This window comes from Streptomyces sp. NPDC097617 (genome assembly GCF_044761485.1).
Lineage (GTDB): Bacteria > Actinomycetota > Actinomycetes > Streptomycetales > Streptomycetaceae > Streptomyces.
The window spans coordinates 1-22,075 of record NZ_JBIWCL010000046.1; the positions used below are offsets into that span (position 1 = coordinate 1).

Annotated in this window: 22 protein-coding genes and 1 pseudogene; 15 read left to right on the plus strand and 8 right to left on the minus strand. The window is 70.9% G+C overall.

Going from position 1 to position 22,075, the window contains the following annotated elements:
• Positions 1 to 391 precede the first annotated feature (391 nt).
• The 4 genes from ACIQZO_RS39085 to ACIQZO_RS39100 all read right to left on the minus strand — a co-directional run bounded on the left by ACIQZO_RS39085 (position 392) and on the right by ACIQZO_RS39100 (position 3,411).
• A complete protein-coding gene (locus ACIQZO_RS39085; RefSeq protein WP_403636010.1) occupies positions 392 to 568 on the minus strand; it encodes a hypothetical protein in 177 nt (58 codons plus the stop codon).
• 168 nt (positions 569 to 736) lie between these two features.
• Positions 737 to 1,747, minus strand: coding sequence for a hypothetical protein (locus ACIQZO_RS39090; protein ID WP_403636012.1), 1,011 nt, complete (start codon positions 1,745 to 1,747; stop codon positions 737 to 739).
• 158 nt (positions 1,748 to 1,905) lie between these two features.
• Positions 1,906 to 2,403 (minus strand): hypothetical protein, encoded by a 498-nt coding sequence (locus ACIQZO_RS39095; protein ID WP_403636013.1) that lies wholly within the window; start codon positions 2,401 to 2,403, stop codon positions 1,906 to 1,908.
• Positions 2,404 to 2,550: 147 nt separating this feature from the next.
• Complete coding sequence (locus ACIQZO_RS39100) at positions 2,551 to 3,411, minus strand: hypothetical protein (protein WP_403636014.1); 861 nt, start codon at positions 3,409 to 3,411, stop codon at positions 2,551 to 2,553.
• Between the two features lie 477 nt (positions 3,412 to 3,888).
• Here ACIQZO_RS39100 and ACIQZO_RS39105 point away from each other — a divergent pair, with 477 nt between their 5' ends.
• The 12 genes from ACIQZO_RS39105 (at position 3,889) to ACIQZO_RS39160 (ending at position 15,216) form a co-directional block, all read left to right on the plus strand.
• A complete protein-coding gene (locus ACIQZO_RS39105; RefSeq protein ID WP_403636015.1) occupies positions 3,889 to 4,551 on the plus strand; it encodes a hydrolase in 663 nt (220 codons plus the stop codon).
• Between the two features lie 5 nt (positions 4,552 to 4,556).
• The gene (locus tag ACIQZO_RS39110; RefSeq protein ID WP_403636016.1) at positions 4,557 to 5,078 is read left to right on the plus strand and encodes a DoxX family protein; all 522 of its coding nucleotides are present in this window, start codon (positions 4,557 to 4,559) and stop codon (positions 5,076 to 5,078) included.
• Between the two features lie 81 nt (positions 5,079 to 5,159).
• Positions 5,160 to 5,744: a Dps family protein gene (locus tag ACIQZO_RS39115; protein ID WP_403636017.1), complete on the plus strand. Its 585-nt coding sequence runs from the start codon at positions 5,160 to 5,162 to the stop codon at positions 5,742 to 5,744.
• On the plus strand, positions 5,744 to 7,171 hold the full coding sequence (locus ACIQZO_RS39120; protein WP_403636019.1) for a dihydrolipoyl dehydrogenase family protein: 1,428 nt from the start codon (positions 5,744 to 5,746) through the stop codon (positions 7,169 to 7,171). The genes ACIQZO_RS39115 and ACIQZO_RS39120 overlap by 1 nt, the downstream gene beginning before the upstream one ends.
• Before the next feature lie 55 nt (positions 7,172 to 7,226).
• Positions 7,227 to 8,054: an alpha/beta fold hydrolase gene (locus ACIQZO_RS39125; protein WP_403636020.1), complete on the plus strand. Its 828-nt coding sequence runs from the start codon at positions 7,227 to 7,229 to the stop codon at positions 8,052 to 8,054.
• Positions 8,055 to 8,091: 37 nt separating this feature from the next.
• Positions 8,092 to 9,045: an alpha/beta hydrolase gene (locus ACIQZO_RS39130; RefSeq protein WP_403636022.1), complete on the plus strand. Its 954-nt coding sequence runs from the start codon at positions 8,092 to 8,094 to the stop codon at positions 9,043 to 9,045.
• Positions 9,042 to 10,928 (plus strand): amidohydrolase, encoded by a 1,887-nt coding sequence (locus ACIQZO_RS39135; protein WP_403636023.1) that lies wholly within the window; start codon positions 9,042 to 9,044, stop codon positions 10,926 to 10,928. The genes ACIQZO_RS39130 and ACIQZO_RS39135 overlap by 4 nt, the downstream gene beginning before the upstream one ends.
• A 15-nt stretch (positions 10,929 to 10,943) precedes the next feature.
• Positions 10,944 to 11,696: an acetate uptake transporter family protein gene (locus tag ACIQZO_RS39140; protein WP_403636024.1), complete on the plus strand. Its 753-nt coding sequence runs from the start codon at positions 10,944 to 10,946 to the stop codon at positions 11,694 to 11,696.
• A 59-nt stretch (positions 11,697 to 11,755) separates the two neighbouring features.
• The gene (locus tag ACIQZO_RS39145) at positions 11,756 to 12,070 is read left to right on the plus strand and encodes a GNAT family N-acetyltransferase (protein WP_403636025.1); all 315 of its coding nucleotides are present in this window, start codon (positions 11,756 to 11,758) and stop codon (positions 12,068 to 12,070) included.
• Positions 12,071 to 12,122: 52 nt separating this feature from the next.
• Positions 12,123 to 12,848, plus strand: a complete 726-nt coding sequence (locus ACIQZO_RS39150) for an alpha/beta fold hydrolase (RefSeq protein ID WP_403636026.1) — start codon at positions 12,123 to 12,125, stop codon at positions 12,846 to 12,848.
• A 137-nt stretch (positions 12,849 to 12,985) separates the two neighbouring features.
• Positions 12,986 to 14,542, plus strand: a complete 1,557-nt coding sequence (locus ACIQZO_RS39155) for an NB-ARC domain-containing protein (protein ID WP_403636027.1) — start codon at positions 12,986 to 12,988, stop codon at positions 14,540 to 14,542.
• Positions 14,503 to 15,216 carry a hypothetical protein gene (locus ACIQZO_RS39160; RefSeq protein WP_403636028.1) on the plus strand — a complete coding sequence of 238 codons (714 nt, stop codon included), beginning with the start codon at positions 14,503 to 14,505 and terminating at the stop codon, positions 15,214 to 15,216. The genes ACIQZO_RS39155 and ACIQZO_RS39160 overlap by 40 nt, the downstream gene beginning before the upstream one ends.
• A 45-nt stretch (positions 15,217 to 15,261) precedes the next feature.
• Here ACIQZO_RS39160 and ACIQZO_RS39165 read toward each other — a convergent pair whose 3' ends face one another.
• Together ACIQZO_RS39165 and ACIQZO_RS39170 are read right to left on the minus strand one after the other, a co-directional pair.
• Positions 15,262 to 16,305: an alpha/beta hydrolase gene (locus tag ACIQZO_RS39165; RefSeq protein ID WP_403636037.1), complete on the minus strand. Its 1,044-nt coding sequence runs from the start codon at positions 16,303 to 16,305 to the stop codon at positions 15,262 to 15,264.
• A gap of 219 nt (positions 16,306 to 16,524) precedes the next feature.
• Positions 16,525 to 17,475: pseudogene (locus tag ACIQZO_RS39170) on the minus strand (helix-turn-helix domain-containing protein); the annotation flags it as partial.
• Positions 17,476 to 17,884: 409 nt separating this feature from the next.
• Here ACIQZO_RS39170 and ACIQZO_RS39175 point away from each other — a divergent pair.
• The 3 genes from ACIQZO_RS39175 to ACIQZO_RS39185 all read left to right on the plus strand — a co-directional run bounded on the left by ACIQZO_RS39175 (position 17,885) and on the right by ACIQZO_RS39185 (position 20,590).
• Positions 17,885 to 18,721, plus strand: coding sequence for an alpha/beta fold hydrolase (locus tag ACIQZO_RS39175; protein ID WP_403636029.1), 837 nt, complete (start codon positions 17,885 to 17,887; stop codon positions 18,719 to 18,721).
• A 160-nt stretch (positions 18,722 to 18,881) separates the two neighbouring features.
• Positions 18,882 to 19,979, plus strand: a complete 1,098-nt coding sequence (locus ACIQZO_RS39180) for an LLM class flavin-dependent oxidoreductase (RefSeq protein ID WP_403636030.1) — start codon at positions 18,882 to 18,884, stop codon at positions 19,977 to 19,979.
• Entirely contained in the window at positions 19,976 to 20,590 is a 615-nt protein-coding gene (locus ACIQZO_RS39185; protein ID WP_403636032.1) for an FMN reductase, read from the plus strand. The genes ACIQZO_RS39180 and ACIQZO_RS39185 overlap by 4 nt, the downstream gene beginning before the upstream one ends.
• A gap of 236 nt (positions 20,591 to 20,826) precedes the next feature.
• Here the strand turns inward: ACIQZO_RS39185 and ACIQZO_RS39190 are convergent, their stop codons facing one another.
• Both ACIQZO_RS39190 and ACIQZO_RS39195 read right to left on the minus strand, forming a co-directional pair.
• Positions 20,827 to 21,102 carry a hypothetical protein gene (locus ACIQZO_RS39190; protein WP_403636033.1) on the minus strand — a complete coding sequence of 92 codons (276 nt, stop codon included), beginning with the start codon at positions 21,100 to 21,102 and terminating at the stop codon, positions 20,827 to 20,829.
• Between the two features lie 49 nt (positions 21,103 to 21,151).
• Positions 21,152 to 21,985, minus strand: coding sequence for a hypothetical protein (locus ACIQZO_RS39195; protein ID WP_403636034.1), 834 nt, complete (start codon positions 21,983 to 21,985; stop codon positions 21,152 to 21,154).
• Positions 21,986 to 22,075 lie beyond the last annotated feature (90 nt).

Here is a 22,075-nt window from a genome sequence, read left to right on the forward strand (position 1 = left end):
CCGTCCGCTGCCTGCCCCCACCCCGTCGCGATCATGCTCCGCACACGAAGGAGTCCCGGTTCGTCGAACAGGGACTCCCTTTGCCACAACGCACTGACTCTCGCGAGTGGGGCGGGGCCGACCACAGGTGGGCCCCGCAGCCGGTTGCTGGCGGCTCTCGTGCGGACACCACCCACGGAGGGGATGCCGAGGTCGGGCCTCTCGCTCTGGTCTCGATGCCGGTGTAGTTCGGTTCCAGGTCGGGGCGGCGAGCCGTTTTGTCGCCGCGTTGTGCGCTGATGACGGGACGGAGCCTGACCGTGTGGTGGTCGTCATGCTGGTTCAACACCAGTCGGCGGGGCCGGGTCACTTGCGGTGTCGCGGCGTCTGCTGGAGCGCGGCGCGGCCGGTGTCAATGGGGAGGGTGCGCGGGCATGCTGTCGTACAGCCGCTGGCGCAGGTGCAAAAGGGCAGCGGTGTCGGCCACTGTCGCCAGTCGGGCGAGCGGGTTCCGGATGCGGGGGTCGTCGCCGTCGCACACCGATTGCACGATCGATTCGATGAGTTCGCGGACCTGGGGTGCGATCACCGGGGGGCCGGCCGTGGCCCGACCATGACCGGCCGGCCCCGTCGTGCGTGCCGGCCCGGCGCCCGCTCCGGCGCCTGGCTTGGTAGTCACATCTCCTCCGACGCTGTCCGGTCGGCCGGGGTCACCGGCTGTGTGGTGCCGACCGGACGACGACCACCTTGGCGAAGTTCAGGAACGGCCGAAGGCGGCGGTAGGGGTCTCGCCGTTGAGCGCCTGCTGGGCACGGGTGGCGACCGTCTTGCTGAGGGCGCTGAGCGTGTTGAGATCGACGCTGCTCCCGTGCTCGTTCATGACGTAGACGCTGAGCATGACAGTCCCGCAGTGGACGACGCTCCGTGCCTGGCCTCTGTCCACGCTGTCGAGGATGCCGGGATAGGTCACGCTGAAGAAGGCTGAATGCTCGCAGTAGGAGGTCAGCCTTTCTTCTGTCACGCCGTTGGGCGGGTTGTTGGCTTCCTCCGCTTTCTGACCGAGGTATCCCTGAGCGGCGGCGTCATGGCTGGAGTACGTCACGACCTCGATGTGTACCCTGTCGAAACCGGCTGCGGCTCCCGGGTCGTACCAGGCTGTCAGGTCCAGCAGCGAGCCCTTGCAGATGTACTGGAGCGTCCCGTCCTTCTCGGTGCCCACACGGCTGTTGCGGCACGTGCCCTTCTGCGGTGAGCCGCTGGCGAAAGCCCAGCCCTCCGGCAGGCTTTCGGGACCGGGAAGAATCTGCTCCGCTGAGGCCGCCTCACGTACTACCGGGTCGGACTCGCCACCGGACGATGCCGGCGCTGACGGGGCGGAGGACGCCGTGTGGGGACTTTGCGGAGGAGCACCGCTGGATACTCCGGGAGAGTCGTCGCCCCTGATCGCCTGTGCCCCGCCGTATGCGGCCAGGGCCAGCAGCGCGAGCAGCAGCGCGGCGGCCGCGGTGAGGGATACGCGAGCGCTCCGGGTGTTGTTGATCGTCAGCGGGCCCAGTGAGATCTGGCTCCGCCGCACCTTGCTGCCGGCGCTGATGACGATACTGTCCTTGTACGAGTGGCTGATCCTGTAGGCGGGGGGCGCATCCGGAGACGGTCCGGCCAGTGCTGCCGCCACGCGGCCCTGGAACTCGGGGTCGGCCGCGATGGCCTCGCGGATCGCCTCCTGGAGCCCCTGTGCCGCCGCCGGATCCGCTGGGTCGGCGCTCACCCTGGCCAGAGCGGCCCGGCCTTCATCCGAAGTGCCCAACTGTGCCCGTACTACGTCTCCTAACGCTCGGCCTGCCTCGGTCCCCGCCCCTGCCGCGATGGCGGTCAGTACCTGCACAGCCGATAAGGCCATGCTTCCCGCTGCGTCCATGCGCCCCCCTACGTGTCCGGGCCCCGAGACAACCACGGCAGCGGCCAGCCGCGCCAGATGTTGTAGGCAGCCGCGCCGGTCACGCGCAGGTCCTCCACCGTCGTTTCCGCGGCGGCCGAGCCGCTTCCGAGGCCGGGCGTGACAGACCCCATCTCGGGTGGTAGCAGGTTCAGCGCCCTCGTGGTCCCCGCTGCGGTCATCAGGCGCGCCGACGCGTTCGTCGAGGCATCTTCGTAGGCGGCGATCGCCGATCGCAGCTCCTGGCACATGCGGCTGAGCTCCGGCCAGAACTCCAGCAAAATCTCATGCACCGCAGACGCCTGGTCGATAAGCGACTTCGCGTTCCACAGCAGCGGCGCCCGCTTCCGCAGCGCCTCCACGGTGCCGCCTACGGTCAGCGCCACGAGCTCGGCGACGAGGAGCCGGAGCGCCGTGGTTATTCCGACGACAACCTCAAGAGCTTCCTCGGCTGTACCCTGCCCGCACTCCAGCCTGATCTTCTCCATCGTCAGAAGCTGGTATAATTCGGACTGCCCCCCGCGGGCCAGCATTCGCTGGACCCACCACGTAGAATGCGTCGCGACCCTTGAGCCTGCCGAGAAGGGCCGCTGACCTGCCGTCTATCCGAGTGTGCATTATGGGCGTTACGTGCGTTAGGTGCGATATCTTGACGCATGTCCGACGGACGTGACGCACGGGCGGCGTGATTCCTGACGGGTCGTCATGGGCGGTTTTGGTTGGCGCCAGGTGGAGTGCTCATCCGTGTGGCGGTGGGCATCTTGAAGGGGCGGGGACCGGCAGCCGAGCCGTTGGCTGACCCCGCCCATTCGCTTCTCGGTGCTGACGTTCCGTGACATCCATGCTTCGGCTTCGGTTCGGGTTTGACCCGGAGGTATGGCCTCGACTCGAGTGCGTACGGCGCTCACGTATTGGGTCAGTCGGGTGGCGTGCCGCCATGCCGCTTCCTGAGCTTCGAAGTGCCTGACACGGTACGCCTCGGCGTACTGGATGCGGGCTTCTTCCATGGCGGCTTCCCAGCGGATGCGCTTCTGGCGTGCCGCTTCGATCTCGTCCAGGCGTCTGGGTTCGGCGGCTTGGCCGCGGAGCGTGACCTCCTGTGCGATTTCGGCAAGCTGGTCTTCGAGGGGACGCCCGGGGGGGGTGTCGGACCATTCGTCGGCCCGGTGTGGCTGGCCGCCGCTGAGCACGATGCGGAGACGTTCGGACGGGGTGTAGTCGTAGCGGGGGATCCTGATCCAGGAGTCCTTGTTGGCCTCGGCGAGTTCCTTCTCGGTGGCGACGTGCTCGGTCCGGTCCTGTTCCTGGAGGACGAGGACCCCACTGTTTGTCCTTGCGCGGTGATGGTGAAGTGGGGAGATGCCCTGCGGCGGCGATGAGACGGGGGCGCGAAACCGGTCTCTCCCGCCGAGCAGGAGTGCCCTTGGGTCTCCGCCGCGGTGACCAGTGCCGAAGGCTTTCTGAGCTGCGGCTTTGCAGGTTTCCGGCGCTTTCACGGTGACACCGATTTGCGCGGTCGATTCTCCTCAGCCGCTCCCCAAGGGCTCCATACTCCCCAGATTCTCCCCAGCGAACGCTGGGTGGGGCGGTTGTCCTGACACGTGAAGCCGACTACGTACCTCATCGGAGGGCAGAGCGGCCCGAGTGGATTCGTGGGGCCTCGACGCCCCTGCCTGCTCGGTCGGGATCCTGATCACAGAGGAGCACTTTGCCGTCACCGTCGAGGCTGCCGGCGGCCCCGTGCGTGGTCGACTCAAGCCGCCGGACAAGGCACTGCCCACTGTCTCCGCGCCGTCCACCGCACCGAGGGATCCGGAGGACGACTACGGGAATCACTCGCTCGGGTAGTGCGCTGTCGTGCCAACACCTGGGCACGGGGAGAAAAGTCGGTCGGTCGGACCGGTCGTAGCTTTCGGGTGTGTCGAGCCGGGAATGCGGGCGGCACGGTACCGACTGCTCCGAAAGGACCCCTCATGTTCGACATCGCCAAGGTGCAGGCCGCCCCGAGCGCGGACCTTCTCACGCCCGACAACGCGGTCATGCTCTTCGTGGACCACCAGCCGCAGATGTTCTTCGGCACCGGCAGCGGCGATCGTGCCGCCATCATCAACAGCACCGTGGGTCTCGCCAAGGCGGCCAAGGCGTTCGACGTTCCGGCCGTCCTGACCACGGTCGCCGCCGAGTCGTTCTCCGGGCCCCTGCTGCCGCAGCTCGCCGAGGTGTTCCCCAAGCACGAGGCCATCGACCGCACGACCATGAACGCCTGGGAGGACGAGGCGCTCGTGGCGGCGGTCAAGGCGACCGGGCGCAAGAAGATCATCCTGGCCGGTCTGTGGACCGAGGTCTGCCTGGTGCTGCCCGCGCTCTCGGCTCTGGAGCAGGGGTACGAGGTGTACGTCGTGACCGACGCCTCGGGGGGCGTCAGCCCGGCCGCCCACGAGCACGCGCTGCAGCGGATGATCGCCGCCGGGGCGGTGCCGGTGACCTGGGTGCAGGTGCTCCTGGAGCTGCAGCGCGACTGGGCGCGGCAGGATTCGTACGGCGCGGTCATGGAGATCGTCAAGGCCCACGCGGGTGCCTACGGCCTGGGTGTCGTGTACGCGCAGAGCATCATCGGCGCGCACGCGGCCGGCTGACCTCCTTGGACACCGGCATTCTGATCCTGCGTCTGCTGGTGGGCCTGCTCGTCGCCGGCCACGGTGTGCAGAAGATCAGCTCACACCTGGGCGGAAGGGGACTCGACGGCGGCACGGAGGAATTCCGCGCCGACGGTTTCCGCGGCGGAGCCCTCACCACACTGGCGGCGGGCGGTGGCCAGATCGGATCGGGTCTGCTGCTCGCCGTCGGCCTCCTGACCCCGCTCGCCGCGACCGGGGCCATCGGGGTCATGACGGTCGCGCTCACCGTGAAATGGCGCCACGGGCTCTGGGTGCAGAACGACGGGTACGAGTACCCGCTCGTCCTCATCGGCACCGCCGCCGCCCTCGCCGCCACCGGACCCGGTGCCTGGTCACTCGACGCGGCCCTCGGCCTCACGCCCTACCCGCTGTGGTGGACGGCCCTCGTGCTCGCGGCGGGTGTCGGCAGCGGGCTGCTCACCCGGCTCGTACTGCACCGGGCAGCCCCGGCGGCGCCGCAGAGCGCCGCCCGTGGCGAGCGCTGACCGCGAGCCACACAGACCGGGTCCGGCCGCTCCACGCCCCCGACCGGACGGCCGGGCCCTCCCACCCTCCAGGAGAACTCGATGGAAACCACCATCACCACACCCCCGCACGGCGGCGGCCAGCCGCTGCTGCATCAGAAGGGCGCCGAGACCCAGGTGTTCGGCACGCTCAAGCAGTTGCCGATCGGCCTCGGTCACGACACCCGCATGTACGCGTGCCAGCGGCTGAACCGCGTCCTCGCCGACACGCAGATCCTGTACTCCCTCTACAAGAAGCACCACTGGCTCATGCGTGGTGCGACCTTCTACTCGCTCCACCTCATGCTGGACAAGCACGCGGAGGCCCAACTGGTCATCGTGGACGCGCTGGCCGAGCGGATCCAGAGCCTTGGCGGCGTCGCGGTCGCAGACCCGCGGCACGTCGCGGAGCTGACCGCCATTCCCCGGCCGCCGGACGGTGTCGAGAAGGTCCCCGTCATGTTGTCGCGGCTCCTCGACGCGCACGAGCGGATCCTCATCGACGCACGGGACGCCGCCGCCCGGATCTCCGCCGAGGGCGACGAGGGCAGCACCGACCTGCTCGTCTCCGAGGTCATCCGTACCGGCGAGGCGCAGGTGTGGTTCCTGGCCGAGCACCTGGTGGACACCCCCCTGGTCCGCGGCTGATGGAGGACGCGTACGACGTCGTCGTGGTCGGCGGCGGGCCGGGCGGCGAGGTCGCCGCCGACCGGGTCGTCCGGTCGGGGCTGACCGCTGTCCTAGTCGAGGCCGAGGAGGTCGGCGGCGAGTGTTCCTACCGGGCATGCGTGCCGAGCAAGGCCCTGCTGCGTCCCGGTGCGGCCAGGGAGGCCGCACGGTCGGTCGACGGGGCACGGCAGGCGGTGACCGGGGCGCTCGACCCGGCGCAGGTACTGGCCCGCCGCGACCGGTTCACCGGCCGTGGCGACGACACCGGCCAGGCCGACTGGCTGAAGGGCGTCGGTATCACCCTCGTACGAGGGCACGGCCGGCTCGCCGGAGAGCGCCGGGTGGAGGTGACGGGGGCCGACGGCGCGGTCCGTACCCTGCGGGCGCGGTGCGCGGTTGTCCTCGGCCCCGGCACGGAGCCCGTGCTGCCGCCGGTCGAAGGGCTCGACCGGATCGGTGTGTGGACCAACCGGCAGGCCACCACGGCCGAGGTCGTGCCCGCGAGGCTGGTCGTCATCGGCGGGGGAGTGGTGGCCTGCGAGATGGCCACCGCGTGGCGCTCGCTCGGCTCCTCCGTCACCCTGCTCGTCCGCGACCAGGCGCTGCTGACCGGCTGGGAGCCGTGCGCGGGCGAAGAGGTCACCCGGGGGCTCACCGGCCTGGGCGTCGCGATCCGCTTCGGGGTCTCGGCCACCCGGGTCGCCCGTGACGAGACCACCCGTACCGTGACCGTGGAGACCGACGACGGAGCCGTCTTCGTCTGCGACGAGCTATTTGCCGCCACCGGCCGCCGCCCGCGCACCTCGGAACTGGGCTTGGAGACCGTCGGCCTGGCGGCCGGCGACTGGCTCCTGGTCGATGACACCTGTCGTGTCACCGGTCTCGACGGCCACTGGCTCTACGCCGTCGGCGACGTGAATCGCCGTGCGCCGCTGACCCACATGGCCAAGTACCAGGCCCGTGCGTGCGCCGCGGCGATCGTCGAGCGGGCCGCGGGCCGCCCCGCGGACACTGGTGGTGGCCAGGCCTGGAGCGCGGAGGCCGACCACGTCGCCGTTCCGCAGGCCGTCTTCACTCACCCCGAGGTCGCGAGCGTGGGTCTGACCGAGCGCGCGGCCCGCGAAGCGGGGCTTGCCGTACGCGCGGTGGAGTACCGGATCGACGACGTCGCCGGAGCAGCGCTGTACGCAGATGACTACCGGGGCCATGCGAAACTCGTCGTCGACGAGACGCGGGGAGTCGTCGTCGGCTGCACGCTCACCGGCCCGATGGCGACCGAGCTCATCCACACGGCCACCGTCGCCATCGTGGGAGAAGTCCCGCTCGAACGTCTGTGGCACGCCGTCCCCGCCTTCCCGACGGTCAGCGAGGTCTGGCTGCGGCTGCTTGAGGCGTACGGCCTCTGAGGCGAGCGCCGCACGTCCCTGCGCACCCACACAAGCACCCGAAAAGGAACCGCACATGCTTCCCACGAAGCGCACCTTCGCGCTCGCCCTCGCCCTGCCCGCGACACTGGCCACCCTGATCGGTGCCGCACCCACGAGCAGCTCGCCCGCCGCCGGCACCGACCGGCACGCACCCAAGCCCACCATCGTCCTGGTCCACGGAGCGTTCGCGGACGCCTCCAGCTGGAGCGAAACGATCAAGCGACTGCGCCGCGCGGGCTACCCCGTCGTCGCCACCGCCAACCCGCTGCGCGGCCTCGCCGACGACACCGCCTACCTCCGCGGCGTGCTCGCCGGCGTCGACGGCCCCGTCGTCCTGGTCGGCCACTCCTACGGCGGCGCCGTCATCAGCGGTGCCGCCGCGGGCGACAGCCGCGTGAAGGCCCTCGTCTACATCGCCGCGTTCACCCCGGACAAGGGCGAGAGCGCGGCCCAGCTGGCCGCCAAGTTCCCCGGCTCCACCCTCGGCGAGACGGTGAACCCGCAGCCGTACCCGCGGCCCGGCGGCGGCACCGGTACCGAACTCGTCATCGATCAGGCTAAGTTCCGGTGCCAGTTCGCCGCTGACGTCCCTGCCGCGGACGCGGCGGTGATGGCCGCGACCCAGCGCCCGGTGTCCACCCTCGCCCTGGAGGAGAAGGCCCAGGACGCTGCGTGGAAGTCCATCCCCTCATGGGCGCTGATCGCCACCGCCGACAAGAACATCCCGCCGGCCGCCGAGCGGTGGATGGCTCGACGTGCCGGCTCCCACACCACCGAGGTGGACGCGTCGCATGCCGTGGCCGTCTCCCGCCCGGCCGTGGTGACCGACGTGATCCTCGACGCCGCGCGCGCGACCCGCTGAGCACCCACCCCGTACGTCCTTCGAAGGAGAATCCCCCATGTCGAACCCGCCGATCCTCGAACCCGCCGCCCAGGCCTTCGCCGACGCCACCGCCCAGTCGCCGTTCCTCTACCAGATCCCCGTGGCGGACGGCCGTAAGGCCGTGGACGACGTCCAGAGCGGGGAAGGTGTCCCCCTGCCCGACGTCGACGAGGAGTGGGTCGTCGTCCACGGCGGTCCCACCGGCGACGTCCGTGCCCGCATCGTCCGCCCGCGCGGCGTCACCGGCGCCCTCCCCGTCATCCTCTACATCCACGGCGCCGGCTGGGTCTTCGGCAACGCCCACACCCACGACCGGCTCGTCCGCGAACTCGCCGTCGGCGCAAGGGCGGCCGTGGTGTTCCCCGAGTACGACCTCTCGCCCGAGGCGCGCTATCCCGTCGCGATCGAGCAGAACTACAGCGTCGCTCAGTGGATCGCCCGCGAGGGCCACCACAAGGACCTCGACGGCACGCGGATCGCCGTCGCGGGCGACTCCGTCGGCGGCAACATGACGGCCGCCCTCACCCTCATGGCCAAGCAGCGCGGCGACGTCCGCGTCACCCACCAGGTCCTCTTCTACCCGGTCACGGACGCGAGCTTCGACACCGATTCGTACCACGAGTTCGCCGAGGGCTACTTCCTGCGCCGCGACGCCATGAAGTGGTTCTGGGACCAGTACACGACCGACGAGGCCGAGCGCGCGCAGATCACCGCCTCGCCGCTGCGCGCCACCACCGAGCAGCTCACCGGCCTGCCGCCCACCCTGGTCATCACCGCCGAGGCCGACGTCCTGCGCGACGAGGGCGAGGCGTACGCGGCGAAGCTCCACGCCGCCGGAGTCCCCGTCACCGCCCTGCGCGTCCAGGGGGTCATCCACGACTTCGTCATGCTGAACGCGCTGCGCGAGACGCAGGGCGCGGAACTCGCCATCGGCGTCGCCACCGACATCCTGAGCAAGGCCCTGGCATGACCGGGCCGTCGACGAGCATGCCCGTCGCGGGCCTCGTTCCCGCACCGCGGCAGGAGCACGTACGGGCCGACCTCCTCGTCCGCAACGCGAAGGTGTTCACCGGCGACCCCGACCGTCCCGAGGCCCGCGCCGTCGCGATCCGCGACGGCCGGGTCGCGGCGCTCGGTGACGACCACGACCTCGCCCACCTCGTCGGGCCGGGAACGAGGGTCGTCGACGCCCTGGGCCGCCGGGTGATCCCCGGCCTGAACGACTCGCACCTGCATGTCATCCGGGGCGGCCTGAACTATGTCCTGGAGCTGCGCTGGGACGGCGTACGCAGTCTCCGACACGCCCTGGCGATGCTGCGCGAGCAGGCCGGCCGCACCCCCAAGGGGCAGTGGATCCGGGTGGTGGGCGGCTGGACCGCCGAACAGTTCGCCGAGCGCAGGATGCCGACCGTTGCCGAGCTGAACGCCGCCGCCCCCGACACCCCGGTCTTCGTCCTGCACCTGTACCAGTCCGCCCTGATGAACCGGGCCGCCGTACAGGCCGCCGGATTCACCCGGGAGACCCCTGACCCACGCGGCGGCCAGATCGTCCGGGGCCGGGACGGCGAACCCAACGGGGTCCTCCTCGCGGCGCCCAGCGCCCTCATTCTGTACTCGACCCTGGCCAAGGCGCCGACCCTCGACGAGGCGGACAAGCGGACGTCGACACGACACTTCCTGCGCGAGCTGAACCGCTTCGGACTGACGTCCGCGGTCGACGCCGCCGGCGGGTTCCAGAACTTCCCCGACAACTACGCCACGGTCGTCGACCTGGCCCGGTCGGGGGAGCTGTCGCTGCGGATCGCCTACCACCTGTTCCCGCAGACGGCCGGCCAGGAGCTCGCCGACCTGATGCGCTGGACCGAGACGGTCAAGCCCGGCGACGGGGACGAGTGGCTCCGGCTGAACGGCGCGGGCGAGAACCTGACCTGGGCGGCCGCCGACTTCGAGAACTTCTCCGAACCCCGCCCCGAGCTCGCCGAGGGGTACGAGGCCGAGTTCGAGAAGGCGGTCCGGCTCCTCCTTGAGAACGGCTGGGGCTTCCGGCTCCACGCGACCTACGACGAGACCATCCGCCGCGACCTGGCCGTCTTCGAGAAGCTCGCCGCGGAGGGACTCTTCCCCGGCGGCAACCGCTGGCTCTTCGACCACGCCGAGACCGTCTCGGCCGCCAGCCTGGACCGGATCGCTGAACTCGGCGGCGCCGTATCCGTCCAGAACCGCATGTCCTTCCAGGGCACCGCCTTCCGCGACCGCTACGGGGCCGAGGCCGCCGCCCACACCCCTCCGGTCCGAGCCATGCTCGACCGCGGCCTGACCGTCGCGGCCGGAACCGACGCCACCCGCGTCTCCTCGTACAACCCGTGGGTCTCACTCCACTGGCTCGTGACGGGGCGCACCGTCGGAGGCACCGCGCTCTATCCGGCCGGGAACCTGCTCGACCGCGAGACCGCCCTCGACCTCTACACCCGTGGGGGTGCCCGGCTCACCGGCGAGCAGGACGTCAAGGGAACCCTGCGAGAAGGCTCGTACGGCGACCTCGCCATCCTCTCCGACGACTTCCTCACCGTGCCCGAGGACGTCATTCCCGACATCGAGTCCGTCCTCACCGTCGTCGGCGGCCGCATCGTCTACGCGACCGCGGAGTACGAGGGACTCGACGAGGCCGTCCCGCCGGTCAGTCCGGAGTGGAGCCCGGTGGCCCACTTCGGCGGCTACCAGAGCGGTGCCCGCCAGGCGTCGCTCGTGGCCGAGGCCGTCGCCGAGTCCGAGCAGCACCGCCGCTGGCGCGTCGCCCGTGGTTCCACTCCCGAGACGCCTCCGCCGTTCCTCGACCCCTGCTTCGAGCACTGAACGAGAGATCCCACGATGAGTACTGACCCCGCCTCCATCGACGAGGCCGGCGCCGGGCCGGACGCCCGGCCCGCCGGCGGACCGGACGTCGGCCCGGGGCGCCGCTTCGAGCCGGACCTGCGGTCGATGACCCGGATCAATCTGCGCCCCATCGCCTCCCCGATGCCGCTGGGCTTCTTCACGGTGGCGATCGCCTCCGTGATGACGGGATGCATGCAGCTCGGGCTCTTCGAGGACTCGGCTCGCGGCGCCGTCGCCCTGTGCGTACTGCCCGCTTTCGCCCTGCAGTTCCTCGTGAGCATCCTGGCCTTCGGTGCCCGTGACGTGATCGCGGCGACGCTCATGGCCGTCTTCGCCGGCAGCTGGCTGGCCTACGCACTCGTCATGTTCAGCGGCGCGGCCGACGGCCTGCGTGTCCTCGGCGTCTTCAACCTGGCGCTCCTCTGTTTCGGGGCGCTGATGACCGCCGTGACCCGGCCCAAGCGCGCGCTGTGGCTCGTCCTGGCGGTCTCCCTGCCCCGCTGGGCCGCCACCGGTCTGTCGGGTCTCACCGGCGCCGAATGGGTCACGCGCACGTCCGGGGTCCTCGGCCTCCTGGTGGCGCTCGTCGCGATGTACGCGGCGTTCGCCCTGATGTTGGAGGACATGCGCAGCGAGGAGGTCCTGCCCATCGGCCGCAGCGGACCCGCCCACGCCGCCGTGGAGGGCGACCTCGCGGTCCAGCTCCGGAACCTGGAACGCCAGGCGGGCGTGCGCCGCACGCTCTGAACACCCTCATGCCGCCACACCACGTCGACCCACGATTCCACAACCGCACAGGAGCGCCCATGGAACCGCAGGTGGTGGACCGCCCCGAGCAGTCCCGGTACGAGATCCTCGCCGGAGACGACGGCACCGAGACCGCGGGCTTCGCCGATTACTTCCTCTCGGAGGGCGAGATCGCCTTCATCCACACTGAGACCGATTCCCGGTTCGCCGGCCGGGGCATGGGCGGACTGCTCGCCCGGGGCGCCCTCGACGACGCCCGCGCACGCGGGCTGCGCGTCCTGCCGTACTGCCCCTTCACCCGGGGGTGGATCCGCAAACACCCCGAGTACGCCGACCTGGTGCCCGAGACGCGCCGCGCCCGGTTCGGCTTGTGAAACACGACGATTCCGTCTGCCGCACCCGACCCGCCCACCGAGGAGTTCTCGCATGTCCCGATCCGCCCGTCCCACTGTCGTGCTGGTCCACGGCGCTTTCGCCGACGCCTCCAGCTACGCCCGTGTCATCCCCGAACTGACCACCGCCGGCCTGGAGGTGGTGGCCCCCGCGGTGCCCAACCGCAGCCTCGTCGACGACGCCGCGTACATCGCCTCGGTCGTCCGTGCCGTCGACGGCCCCGTGATCCTGGTGGGGCACTCCTACGGCGGCGCCGTCATCACCCTCGCCGGTACGGAGGACAACGTCCAGGCGCTGGTCTACCTCGCGGGCTACGCGTTGGAGGAGGGCGAGAGCTTGGGCGAGCTGCAGGGGCGTTTCCCCGACTCCGGCCTCGCCGACGCGCTCGTCTACACGCCGTTCCCCGTGGCGGGCTCCACCGAGACCGGCACCGACGTCTCGGTGGAGGTCGAGAAGTTCCCCGAGCTCTTCGCCGCGGACGTCGACCCCGGGCTCGCCGCGGTGCTCGCCGTCTCCCAGCGCCCCCTGGCCGCACGGGCCTTCGCGGAGGCGGCGCCGGTCGCGGCATGGAGGAACAAGCCCTCGTGGGGCCTGGTCGCCACCTCCGACCGGACCATCAACCCCGATGTGGAGCGCTTTGGCTACGAGCGCGCGGGCATGACCACTGTCGAGGTCGACTCCTCGCACCTGGTCATGCTCGCCCAGCCGAAGGCCGTGGCCGAACTGATCCAGGACGTGGCCCGGTCCACCGCCCGCTGACCCGAGATCAGGCCTGGGCACCGTGCCGGGCCCACCCTTCGGGGTGGGCCCGGCACGGCGGTTGGACGCGCTGACCTGTGGCTTTGCCCGAACTGGCACACCGTATTCTTCCCTCGGGGTGGGAGGAGAGAGGGGTTGTGTTCGAGGAGAAGTCGTTCGGGGCTGTTCTGCGTGGTCGGCGGCAGCGAGTCCGTTTGACGATGGAGGAGTTGGCCGAGGCGTCGGGTGTGAGTGTCCGGGCCACCGGAGACATGGAGCGGGGGCGCAGTCGGGTTCCGCAGCGGCGCACGGTGGTGGCGCTGGCGGAGGGTCTTGGGCTCGCGGACGCGGAGCGGGAGGCGCTGCTGGCCGCGGCCCGGGCGGCGCGTCCGACGCGCGCGGTCGCGGTGGCGGGGACAGTCGTGCCGCCGCGATCGGTGGGGGACTTCACGGGGCGCGAACCGGAGCTGGCGAGACTGCGGGAGGCCACGGAACGGGCCCGGACCGGCGGGGAGCGCCCGGTGTGGGTCGTCTCGGGTCCTCCGGGGTGCGGGAAGACGATGCTGGCGCTGAAGGCGGCGGCGGATCTGGCGGAGGAGTTCCCCGACGGGTGTTTCGTGGTGGACCTCCACGGGGTGGATGGTCCCGTGGACACGGGCGAGGCGCTGCTCAAGCTGCTGAAGGCCCTCGGCGTGTCGGACCGCCGGCTGGCGCAGGAGGATCCACAGGGCCGCGCGGGGCTGCTGCGGGCGCTGTTGGGTGACCGCCGGTGCCTGGTGGTGCTGGACAACGCCCGCGACGAGGGGCAGGTCCGTGCGCTCCTGCCCGCAGCCGGGCGGAGTCTGGTACTGGTCACCAGTCGGCGGCCCTTGACCGGGCTGGAGGACGTCGACCGCCTGGCGCTGTCGGAGATGGCGCAGGACGAGGCGGTCGATCTGCTGCGCCGGATCCTGGGCGAGGAGCGGGCGGACGCGGAAGCCGAGGCTGTGGCACAGGTCGCGGAGCTGTGCGGGCGGCTGCCTTTGGCCCTGCGGGTGGCGGGAAACTGGCTGACGGTCCGTTCTGGATGGACCGTTGACCACCTGGTCCGGCGCCTGGCCGACGAAGAACGCCGACTGGGCGCGCTCGCCGCTGGCGACGTGCGGGTGGAGGCGGCATTCGAACTGTCGTACTGTCAGCTGACGCACCAGGCCGCGCGCATGCTGCGGCTGCTGAGTCTGGTTCCGGGGCCGGACATGACCGCTGCCTACGGCGCCGCTCTGACCGCGACCGGCGTCTTCGAGGCCGAGGACGTGATGGAGGAGCTAGTCGAGGCCGGGCTGCTGCAGGTCACCTTCACCGGTCGCTACCAACTGCACGACCTGCTGCGGCTGTTCGCCCGCGCTCTGCCGTGGTCGCCGGCCGGTGGCACAAGCCCAAGTACGGCGCGCCGCCGTCCTCCTGGCGGGGCCTGGTCCCGCTCGAGAGTGCCGACGAGGCCCGTGCCTGGCTCCGGAGCGAAGCCCCCTCCTGGCTCGCCGCGCTGCGCGACGCCGCCCAGAAGGGCGAGCACACCCAGGTCGTGGAGACCGCCTATGCCATGGAATGGTTCTGCGACCTGTGGGTCCACTGGGGACACTGGCCCGAGGTCTTCCGCTTGGCCGGGGAGGCCGCCACCGCGCTTGACGACCCGTACATGCAGGCCTTTCACCTCAACTGCCGCTCCTGGGCCCTGAACACCTGCGACCAGCGCTACCGTGAGGCCATCGAACAGGCCGACGAAGCGTTGGAACACGCCCGACGCGCACAGGACATTCACCAGCAGGTCTCGGCGCTGGTGAATGCGGCGAGCGCGCACCGGCAACTCGGTCAAGCCCAGACGGCCGCGGACAGATCTCTCGCCGCCATCGACCTGTCGGAAGACGTCGGTTATTACCAGGTCTGGCCCCAGGCCATGCGGCTCTACGGAAGCTCTCTGCGCCTGCGCGGCCGTGCCGAGGAGGCCCTGACCCAGCACAAGCGCATCATGGCCTTCCTCGATGCGCCCGACTGTCCGGTGAGCGGGCACGTCGCCGACATCTTCCGTGCCCACACGACTCAGGCACTCGGTCTCGACTGCGCCGCGCTGGGGCGGTGGCGGGAGGCCGCCGACCACTATCGCAGTGCCCAGATCCAGTCGAGTCGCATCGGCGTATTCCACAGGGAGGCCGAACAGCTACTACATCTGGGCGAGGCCCTGATCGAACTGGGAGAAACCGAGGAAGCCCGCTACTGCCTGCGACACGGCGGACGACAAGGAGCTGAAGGCCGCACAGAAGCTCCTGGACACGCTCCCCGCCGAGTGAGGAGCGCATGCCGCCGTGATGTGCTCTGGGCCCGAGTCCCGCAGGGCTCCCGCCGGCCCTGGTGAGCACGGCCCGACATGACATGGTGCACCTGTTCCGGGGCTGAGGGATCAGCCGCGGTGCCGGTACAGGGCGACATGCACGGTGTCGAGGGCCTGGACGAGGGCGGCGCGGGCCGAGTCCGTATCGCGTAGCTGATCGAGCATCATGAAACCGTGGATCGTTCCGTGGTAGCGCAGGGAGACCACCGGTACGCCGGCCGCCCGGAGCTTCGTCGCGTACGCTTCGCCCTCGTCGCGCACCACATCGGCCTCGCTGGTGACCACCAGCGCCGGGGGGAGTCCGGTGAGCTGTTCCAGGGATGCCCTCAGCGGTGATGCGGTGGCCTGGCTCCGCTGCCGTACGTCGGGCAGGTACTGGTCCCAGAACCAGCGCATGGTCTCGCCGCCGAGAAAGTAGCCGTGGGCGAACTCCTGGTACGAGGAGGTGTCGCAGCCGGCATCGGTGACCGGGCAGAGCAGCACCTGCTGCAGCAGCCGCACCCCTCCGCGCTCCTTGGCGATCAGGGTCAGTGCCGCCACCAGGTTGCCGCCCGCCGAGTCGCCCACGGCGGCCATCCGGCTGCCGTCCAGGCCGATTTCGCCGCCTCGCTCGCAGATCCACTTCGCGACCGCGTAGCACTGCTCGACGGCGATCGGATACTGAGCCTCGGGGGCGCGCTCGTACTCGACGAAGACCACGGCCGCGTCCGTGCCGAGGGCGAACGCGCGCACCAGGCGTCGATGGGTGCCGGCATCGCCCAGGGCCCATCCCAGCCCGTGCAGGAACAGCACGACGGGGATCTCGCCGGCGCTGTCGGCGGGCCTGACCACCTGCACCCGGACGTGACCGGTCGGCCCGCCCGGCAGCGCGAACCACTCCGTGGAGGTGGCTTCCTCGTCGAGAGGGTCGAGACCGTCCTTCCCCTGGAGACGCGCAAGGCCCAGACGTGCCTGTGCCAGGTCCGGGTCGTGCACCGACGGCGGGCAGGCGTGCAGGGACACGAATGCTCGGGTGGGGTGGTCCAGGACCGGGTGCCGAGCGGACGAAGGGACGAAGTCGATCACACGGTCTCCTGCCGAGAGGGCCTGAAGCGAGAGGGTGGTTCGGGGCACCGGGTCCCTGGTCGAGCGGCGGAACGTGGTGCGTCGGCAGTCGGCCGGTGCACTGCCGCCGCAGGCACAGGACGGCCGGCGCGGCTCCGAGCGGGGACCTTGCCCGCTGGACGGCGGGAGGTCAGCCCCTTGCCGGTCAGTACCGTGGACATCATCGGCGTTCTCGGGGACGGTCCCGGGCGCCGAGGTGACCGCCGGGGACCGCCCGAGGTCGTCCTGGGCGGTGCGCAGGCTGCGCCATTCACGGGGGGAGACGCCGTAGGCGGCGCGGAAGGCCCGGCTGAAATGGGCGGGGTTGACGAAGCCCCACCTCTGGGCAACGGCGGACACGGTGGGGGCTGTCCGTCCGCGGCGGGCCAGCTCCCGGCCGCACTCCTCCAGGCGCCGTCGCCGGATGAGTCGGCCGACGGTGGTCCCCTCGCCTTCGAACAACCGGTGCAGGTACCGGACGGAGATCCGGTGCGTCCGGGCGATGCGCTCCGGTGAAAGGTCCGGGTCGCCCAGGTTCCGGTTGATGTGGTCGAGGACGCGCAGCATCAGATGGCTCCGTGCGTCCGCGTCCGTACCGCCCGGGTGGGCCCGCTCCGCGATCAGGGTGGCGAGCAGGTCGACGACATTGCCGGCCAACCGGTTTGCGACGGCGGGCGGGTAGCCGTCGGCCGAGGAAGAGGCCAGGGTGGACAGGAACGGGAGCAGCATCGCGCCGAAGCCGTCCCCGGTGCCGATGGCGTTGCCGGTGACCCGCCGTATGTCGCTGTCCGACACGCCCAGTGTGCGGCGCGGAAGCTGGAAGACATGCGTGGCGAACCGCTGCGGATAGTCGAAGGAGTACGGCCGGTTCGTGTCATACACCACCAGGTCACCCGCACCCACCTCGGTCCGCCGGCCGTCCTGGACGAAGGTGGCCGTGCCGGATATCTGGACACCGACCGCCACGAGCGCCTCGGACGACCTGGCGATCAGCGCCGGCGTGCGGCTGACCCGCTCCGCGTCGGCCTCCATGGTGGAGACTTGGAGATATCCGATGCGGTCGGTGGCGATCCGGCCGTCGAACGGCCCGCCGCCCCGAGGGGCGACCGTCATCGGCACCAGCGTCCTGCTCACCGCATCGTTCCAGTACGCGACCTTGTCCCGGTCCGGCACGGAGTCGGTCGTCAGCACCAGGCTCAAATTGCTCTCCGCTCAGGGGAAGTGACTCCGGGGCTACGACGGGCTGGGAGAGGACACTGCACTGCACCTCCCCGGAAGGCGGCGGCCCGTGTCCGGCACGGCCGGACGGCTCGTCGTACGGGCAGCGACCTCGCTGGAGCGCAACCGGACCACTTTGGCGAGGCCCGGGTTCTCGCCCGCACCGAACAGCCAAGCAGCGGGCCGTACCTGTCTCCAGGCAGAACCACAGGCAGGAATCGCGGGAGCCGACGGGCACGTCCGGTGCTCCCAGAGCGGGCAGAACGCTGCACTCATGGGCAAGACGCCGTGCGTGGCGCGACAACAAGCGGCGCTTCCCCGACCGTAGCGTGGCGGTGTTCCGTACCGCACCGAGGCGCGGACCCGCCACTTCGCATCGAGGAGACAACCCATGCCGCACATCACGGTGGGCCAGGAGAACACCACCGCCGTCGACCTCTACTACGAGGACCACGGCGCCGGGCAGCCGGTCGTCCTCATCCACGGCTTCCCGCTCGACGGCCACTCCTGGGAGCGCCAGAGCGCCGCGCTGCTCGACGCCGGCTACCGCGTGATCACGTACGACCGCCGCGGCTTCGGGCAGTCCTCCCAGCCGACGGCCGGCTACGACTACGACACCTTCGCGGCCGACCTGAACACCGTGATGGAGACCCTCGACCTGAACGACGCCGTCCTCGTCGGCTTCTCCATGGGCACCGGCGAGGTCGCCCGCTACGTGTCCACGTACGGCTCCGCCCGCGTCGCCAAGGTAGCCTTCCTGGCCTCCCTGGAGCCCTGCCTGCTCAAGACCGACGACAACCCGGACGGCGTCGCCCCGAAGGAGTTCTTCGACGGAGTCGTCGCCGCAGTCAAGGCCGACCGCTACGCGTACTACACGGCCTTCTTCAACGACTTCTACAACCTCGACGAGAATCTGGGCACCCGGATCAGCGAGGAAGCGGTCCGCAACAGCTGGAACACCGCGGTCGGCGGCGGCTTCTTCGCCGCGTCCGCCGCGCCGTCGACCTGGTACACCGACTTCCGCGCCGACATCCCGTCCGTCGACGTGCCCGCCCTGATCCTGCATGGCACGGCCGACCGCATCCTGCCCGCCGAGGGCACCGCGCGCCCCTTCCACAAGGCGCTCCCCTCCGCCGACTACGTCGAGATCGAGGGCGCCCCGCACGGTCTGCTGTGGACCCACGCGGAGGAGGTCAACGCCGCCCTCCTCGCCTTCCTGGCGAAGTGACGCCCCACCCGCCGGTTCACAGGGGGTGAGGACATCGCCGTGCGGCAGCCGGGGGAACCGGCCTGGCTGCCGCGGCAGGTGATGCCGAAACCTCGGCGTCACCCCTCCTTCCACGCCCACCGCCGCAGGATCCAGACAGGACCAGGGGAACAGAGACCTCATGCAGTTCGGCATATTCGCGGTCGGGGACGTGACCCCCGACCCCACCGACGGCCGTGCTCCGTCGGAACACGAGCGCATCAAGGCGATGATTACCATCGCGATCAAGGCCGAAGAGGTCGGCCTGGACGTCTTCGCGAGCGGCGAGCACCACAACCCGCCGTTCGTCCCCTCGTCCCCGACCACCCTGCTCGGCTACATCGCCGCCCGCACCGAGAAGCTGATCCTGTCCACCGCCACGACGCTGATCACCACCAACGACCCGGTGAAGATCGCGGAGGACTACGCGACGCTCCAGCACCTGGCCGACGGCCGGGTCGACCTCATGCTGGGGCGCGGCAACACCGGCCCGGTGTACCCGTGGTTCGGACAGGACATCCGCCAGGGCATCAACCTCGCCAAAGAGAACTACGCGCTGCTGCGCAGGCTGTGGCGCGAGGACGTCGTGGACTGGGAGGGAACGTTCCGCACGCCCCTGCAGGCCTTCACCTCGACACCCCGGCCGCTGGACGGCGTCGCGCCGTTCGTCTGGCACGGATCCATCAGGTCACCGGAGATTGTGGAGCAGGCCGCCTACTACGGCGACGGCTTCTTCCACAACAACATCTTCTGGCCGGCCGACCACACCCGGCGCATGGTCCAGCTGTACCGCGGGCGGTACGCCCACCACGGCCACGGCCGCCCGGAGGACGCCGTCGTGGGACTCGGCGGGCAGGTCTTCATGCGGAAGAACTCCCAGGCTGCCGTACGGGAGTTCCGCCCGTACTTCGACAACGCGCCGGTCTATGGCCACGGCCCGTCGCTGGAGGACTTCACCGAGCAGACTCCGCTGACCGTGGGCTCTCCCCAGCAGGTCATCGACCGGACCCTGACCTTCCGGGAGAGCGTCGGCGACTACCAGCGCCAGCTCTTCCTGATGGACCACGCGGGCCTGCCCCTGAAGACCGTCCTGGAGCAGCTCGACATCCTCGGCGAGGAAGTCGTGCCCGTGCTGCGCAAGGAGTTCGCGAACGGGCGTCCCGCCGACGTTCCGGACGCGCCGACGCACGCGGCGCGCGTCGCCGCCGCCGCGACGCAGAGGGGAGCGACCGTCGCATGAAGCTGACCGTCGTTTCCGCGGGACTGAGCACGCCCTCCTCCACCCGCCTGCTCGCCGACCGGCTGGCCGAGGCGGCCCGCAACGAACTCGTCGACCAGGGGCACACCGTGTCGATCGAGGTTGTCGAGCTGCGCGCACTCGCCGGCGACGTCGCCAACCATCTCGTGACCGGCTTCGCACCGCCGCGACTGGCCGCCGCGATCGACGCGGTGAGGGGAGCCGACGGCCTGATCGCCGTGACTCCGGTGTTCACGGCCTCCTACAGCGGGCTGTTCAAGTCCTTCTTCGACGTGATCGCCCCGGACGCCCTCACCGGGCAGCCGGTCCTGGTCGCGGCGACGGGCGGTACCGCTCGCCACTCCCTGGTCCTGGAGCATGCCCTGCGCCCGCTCTTCGCCTATCTGCGCGCCGCCGTCGTTCCTACCGCGGTGTACGCGGCGTCCGAGGACTGGGGATCAGGGGGAGACGAGTACACCGACGGCCTGCCCGCGCGCGTCCGGCGGGCGGGCGGCGAACTGGCCGCGCTCATGGCGGTCCGCCCGCGCCGGGCCGAGCCCGAGGACGAGGTCACCGCCCTCGAACGGCAACTCGCCGACCTGCGCTTCGACTGACGTCGGAGGCGCTTGCACCTGAGCGCGGCAGGGGCGGGAAGCCGGGATCGCAGCGGTGTAGCGACTCCCCTGGGGTGCAGCCGGCGAGTCTGCGTGGCGGCTGTGGGCTCGTCGCTGGACCGTGTCGGCTGTCAGGGCTGGTTCTCGCCGGCCGCCGGTGGCGTGGTCAACTCGTCAGGGCATTCCCGGGTGCCCGGCGTCCGGCTGGGAGGGGTCTGCCCGCTGCAGTGGGTTGGTCAATTGTTGTGACGCCTGCTGTGGACGATCTCGGTGAGGGGTCCGGCCTGGGCTTCGACGGCCTGGGGCCCGTTGCCGGTCAGCAGTGAGTGGCGGGAGCGCCCGACCTCCTCGGAGATCCGCTGCAACAAGGACACCGGAATGTCCACCGGGACCCCTTCGGCGTCGGCCAGGTAGTTACCGATCAACCCGCGCATCTCGGCCTGGTAAGCGTGGCCGAGAGCCCAGACGACCAGCCGCCCGAGATCGTTGGCCCTCTGGGCAGCGTTGCTCACGTCGGATTCGTTGCCGAGCGTAGGGTGCGCTGGGAGTGAGCGTCGCCCGTCACACCCACAGGAGCGATATTACCCCGAGGTTGTTGCGCCCGTGTCGGCGTCGGCGCGCCGCGTCCGCGGCGGCCCGGGCTTCGGCGGCGCGGATCGTGCCGCGGCCGGAGGCGGCCATCGCCTCGGTTGCCCGGGCACGGGATTCCTGCGCCTGGTGCCGCTGCTCGGCCGTGCGCGCGGCGTCACGGGAGTTGCGGGCGTTGGTCTCCTCCGCCCGCGCCTTGCGGTCCGACTCGGCGGCGATGCCGTCCTGGCGGGCGACGTCCGCCCGCGCGGACGCGGCCGTCGCGTCCGCCGCCTGTGCCTGCGCACGGGCGGTGGACGCCGCACGGGCCTCGGCCTCGGCACGCGCACGGGCTGCCGCGGCGAGGTCGCGCTCGTTTTCGGCCCGGGCCCGGGCCGCCGCGCCGAGGTCGCGCTCACGCTCGGCGATCTTGCGCTGCTCGGCCGCGACCACCGCCTGACGCTCCGCCTCGATGCGAGCCTCGCGGGTCTTTCGGGCGTGTTCCCACGCCTCGCGTTCCGCCTGCTTGTCCGCGGTTTCGGCCATCCGGGCCCCGGCCCGGGCGTGCTCCTCGGCGTTCGCCCGCCACTTCTTTGCCTGCTGCTCGTGCAGTTCGGCCTGGTTCTTGGCGTTCAGGCCGGCCGCGGTGGCGGCGGTGGCGTCCACTGCGTGCTGAGCCGTCTGACCGGCCTTCCACGCGGCGTCCGCCGCGGCGGCGATGCCCGAGGCGACCTTGGACCACTGGACACCGTGCTCCAGACCGGTCTGCACCAGGACATCGGCCTGCGCCTTGGCCTGCGCGGCCGCGACCTGCGCCGCCCTGGGCATACCCGACCTGACGCGCGACCTCGGCCTTGACCTGGTCGTAGTTCGACAGCCGCTTGCCTGCCCGGTCGGCCGCCAGCATCCGGTCCGCCT

Coding starts and splice junctions, on each gene's coding strand:
- ACIQZO_RS39130 (WP_403636022.1), top strand. CDS start 8,092: ATGTCGAACCCGCCGATCCTCGAACCCGCCGCCCAGGCCTTCGCCGAC.
- ACIQZO_RS39185 (WP_403636032.1), top strand. CDS start 19,976: ATGAAGCTGACCGTCGTTTCCGCGGGACTGAGCACGCCCTCCTCCACC.
- ACIQZO_RS39120 (WP_403636019.1), top strand. CDS start 5,744: ATGGAGGACGCGTACGACGTCGTCGTGGTCGGCGGCGGGCCGGGCGGC.
- ACIQZO_RS39135 (WP_403636023.1), top strand. CDS start 9,042: ATGACCGGGCCGTCGACGAGCATGCCCGTCGCGGGCCTCGTTCCCGCA.
- ACIQZO_RS39140 (WP_403636024.1), top strand. CDS start 10,944: ATGAGTACTGACCCCGCCTCCATCGACGAGGCCGGCGCCGGGCCGGAC.
- ACIQZO_RS39105 (WP_403636015.1), top strand. CDS start 3,889: ATGTTCGACATCGCCAAGGTGCAGGCCGCCCCGAGCGCGGACCTTCTC.
- ACIQZO_RS39180 (WP_403636030.1), top strand. CDS start 18,882: ATGCAGTTCGGCATATTCGCGGTCGGGGACGTGACCCCCGACCCCACC.
- ACIQZO_RS39195 (WP_403636034.1), bottom strand. CDS start 21,985: ATGCCCAGGGCGGCGCAGGTCGCGGCCGCGCAGGCCAAGGCGCAGGCC.
- ACIQZO_RS39160 (WP_403636028.1), top strand. CDS start 14,503: ATGCAGGCCTTTCACCTCAACTGCCGCTCCTGGGCCCTGAACACCTGC.
- ACIQZO_RS39115 (WP_403636017.1), top strand. CDS start 5,160: ATGGAAACCACCATCACCACACCCCCGCACGGCGGCGGCCAGCCGCTG.
- ACIQZO_RS39175 (WP_403636029.1), top strand. CDS start 17,885: ATGCCGCACATCACGGTGGGCCAGGAGAACACCACCGCCGTCGACCTC.
- ACIQZO_RS39145 (WP_403636025.1), top strand. CDS start 11,756: ATGGAACCGCAGGTGGTGGACCGCCCCGAGCAGTCCCGGTACGAGATC.
- ACIQZO_RS39095 (WP_403636013.1), bottom strand. CDS start 2,403: ATGGAGAAGATCAGGCTGGAGTGCGGGCAGGGTACAGCCGAGGAAGCT.
- ACIQZO_RS39150 (WP_403636026.1), top strand. CDS start 12,123: ATGTCCCGATCCGCCCGTCCCACTGTCGTGCTGGTCCACGGCGCTTTC.
- ACIQZO_RS39125 (WP_403636020.1), top strand. CDS start 7,227: ATGCTTCCCACGAAGCGCACCTTCGCGCTCGCCCTCGCCCTGCCCGCG.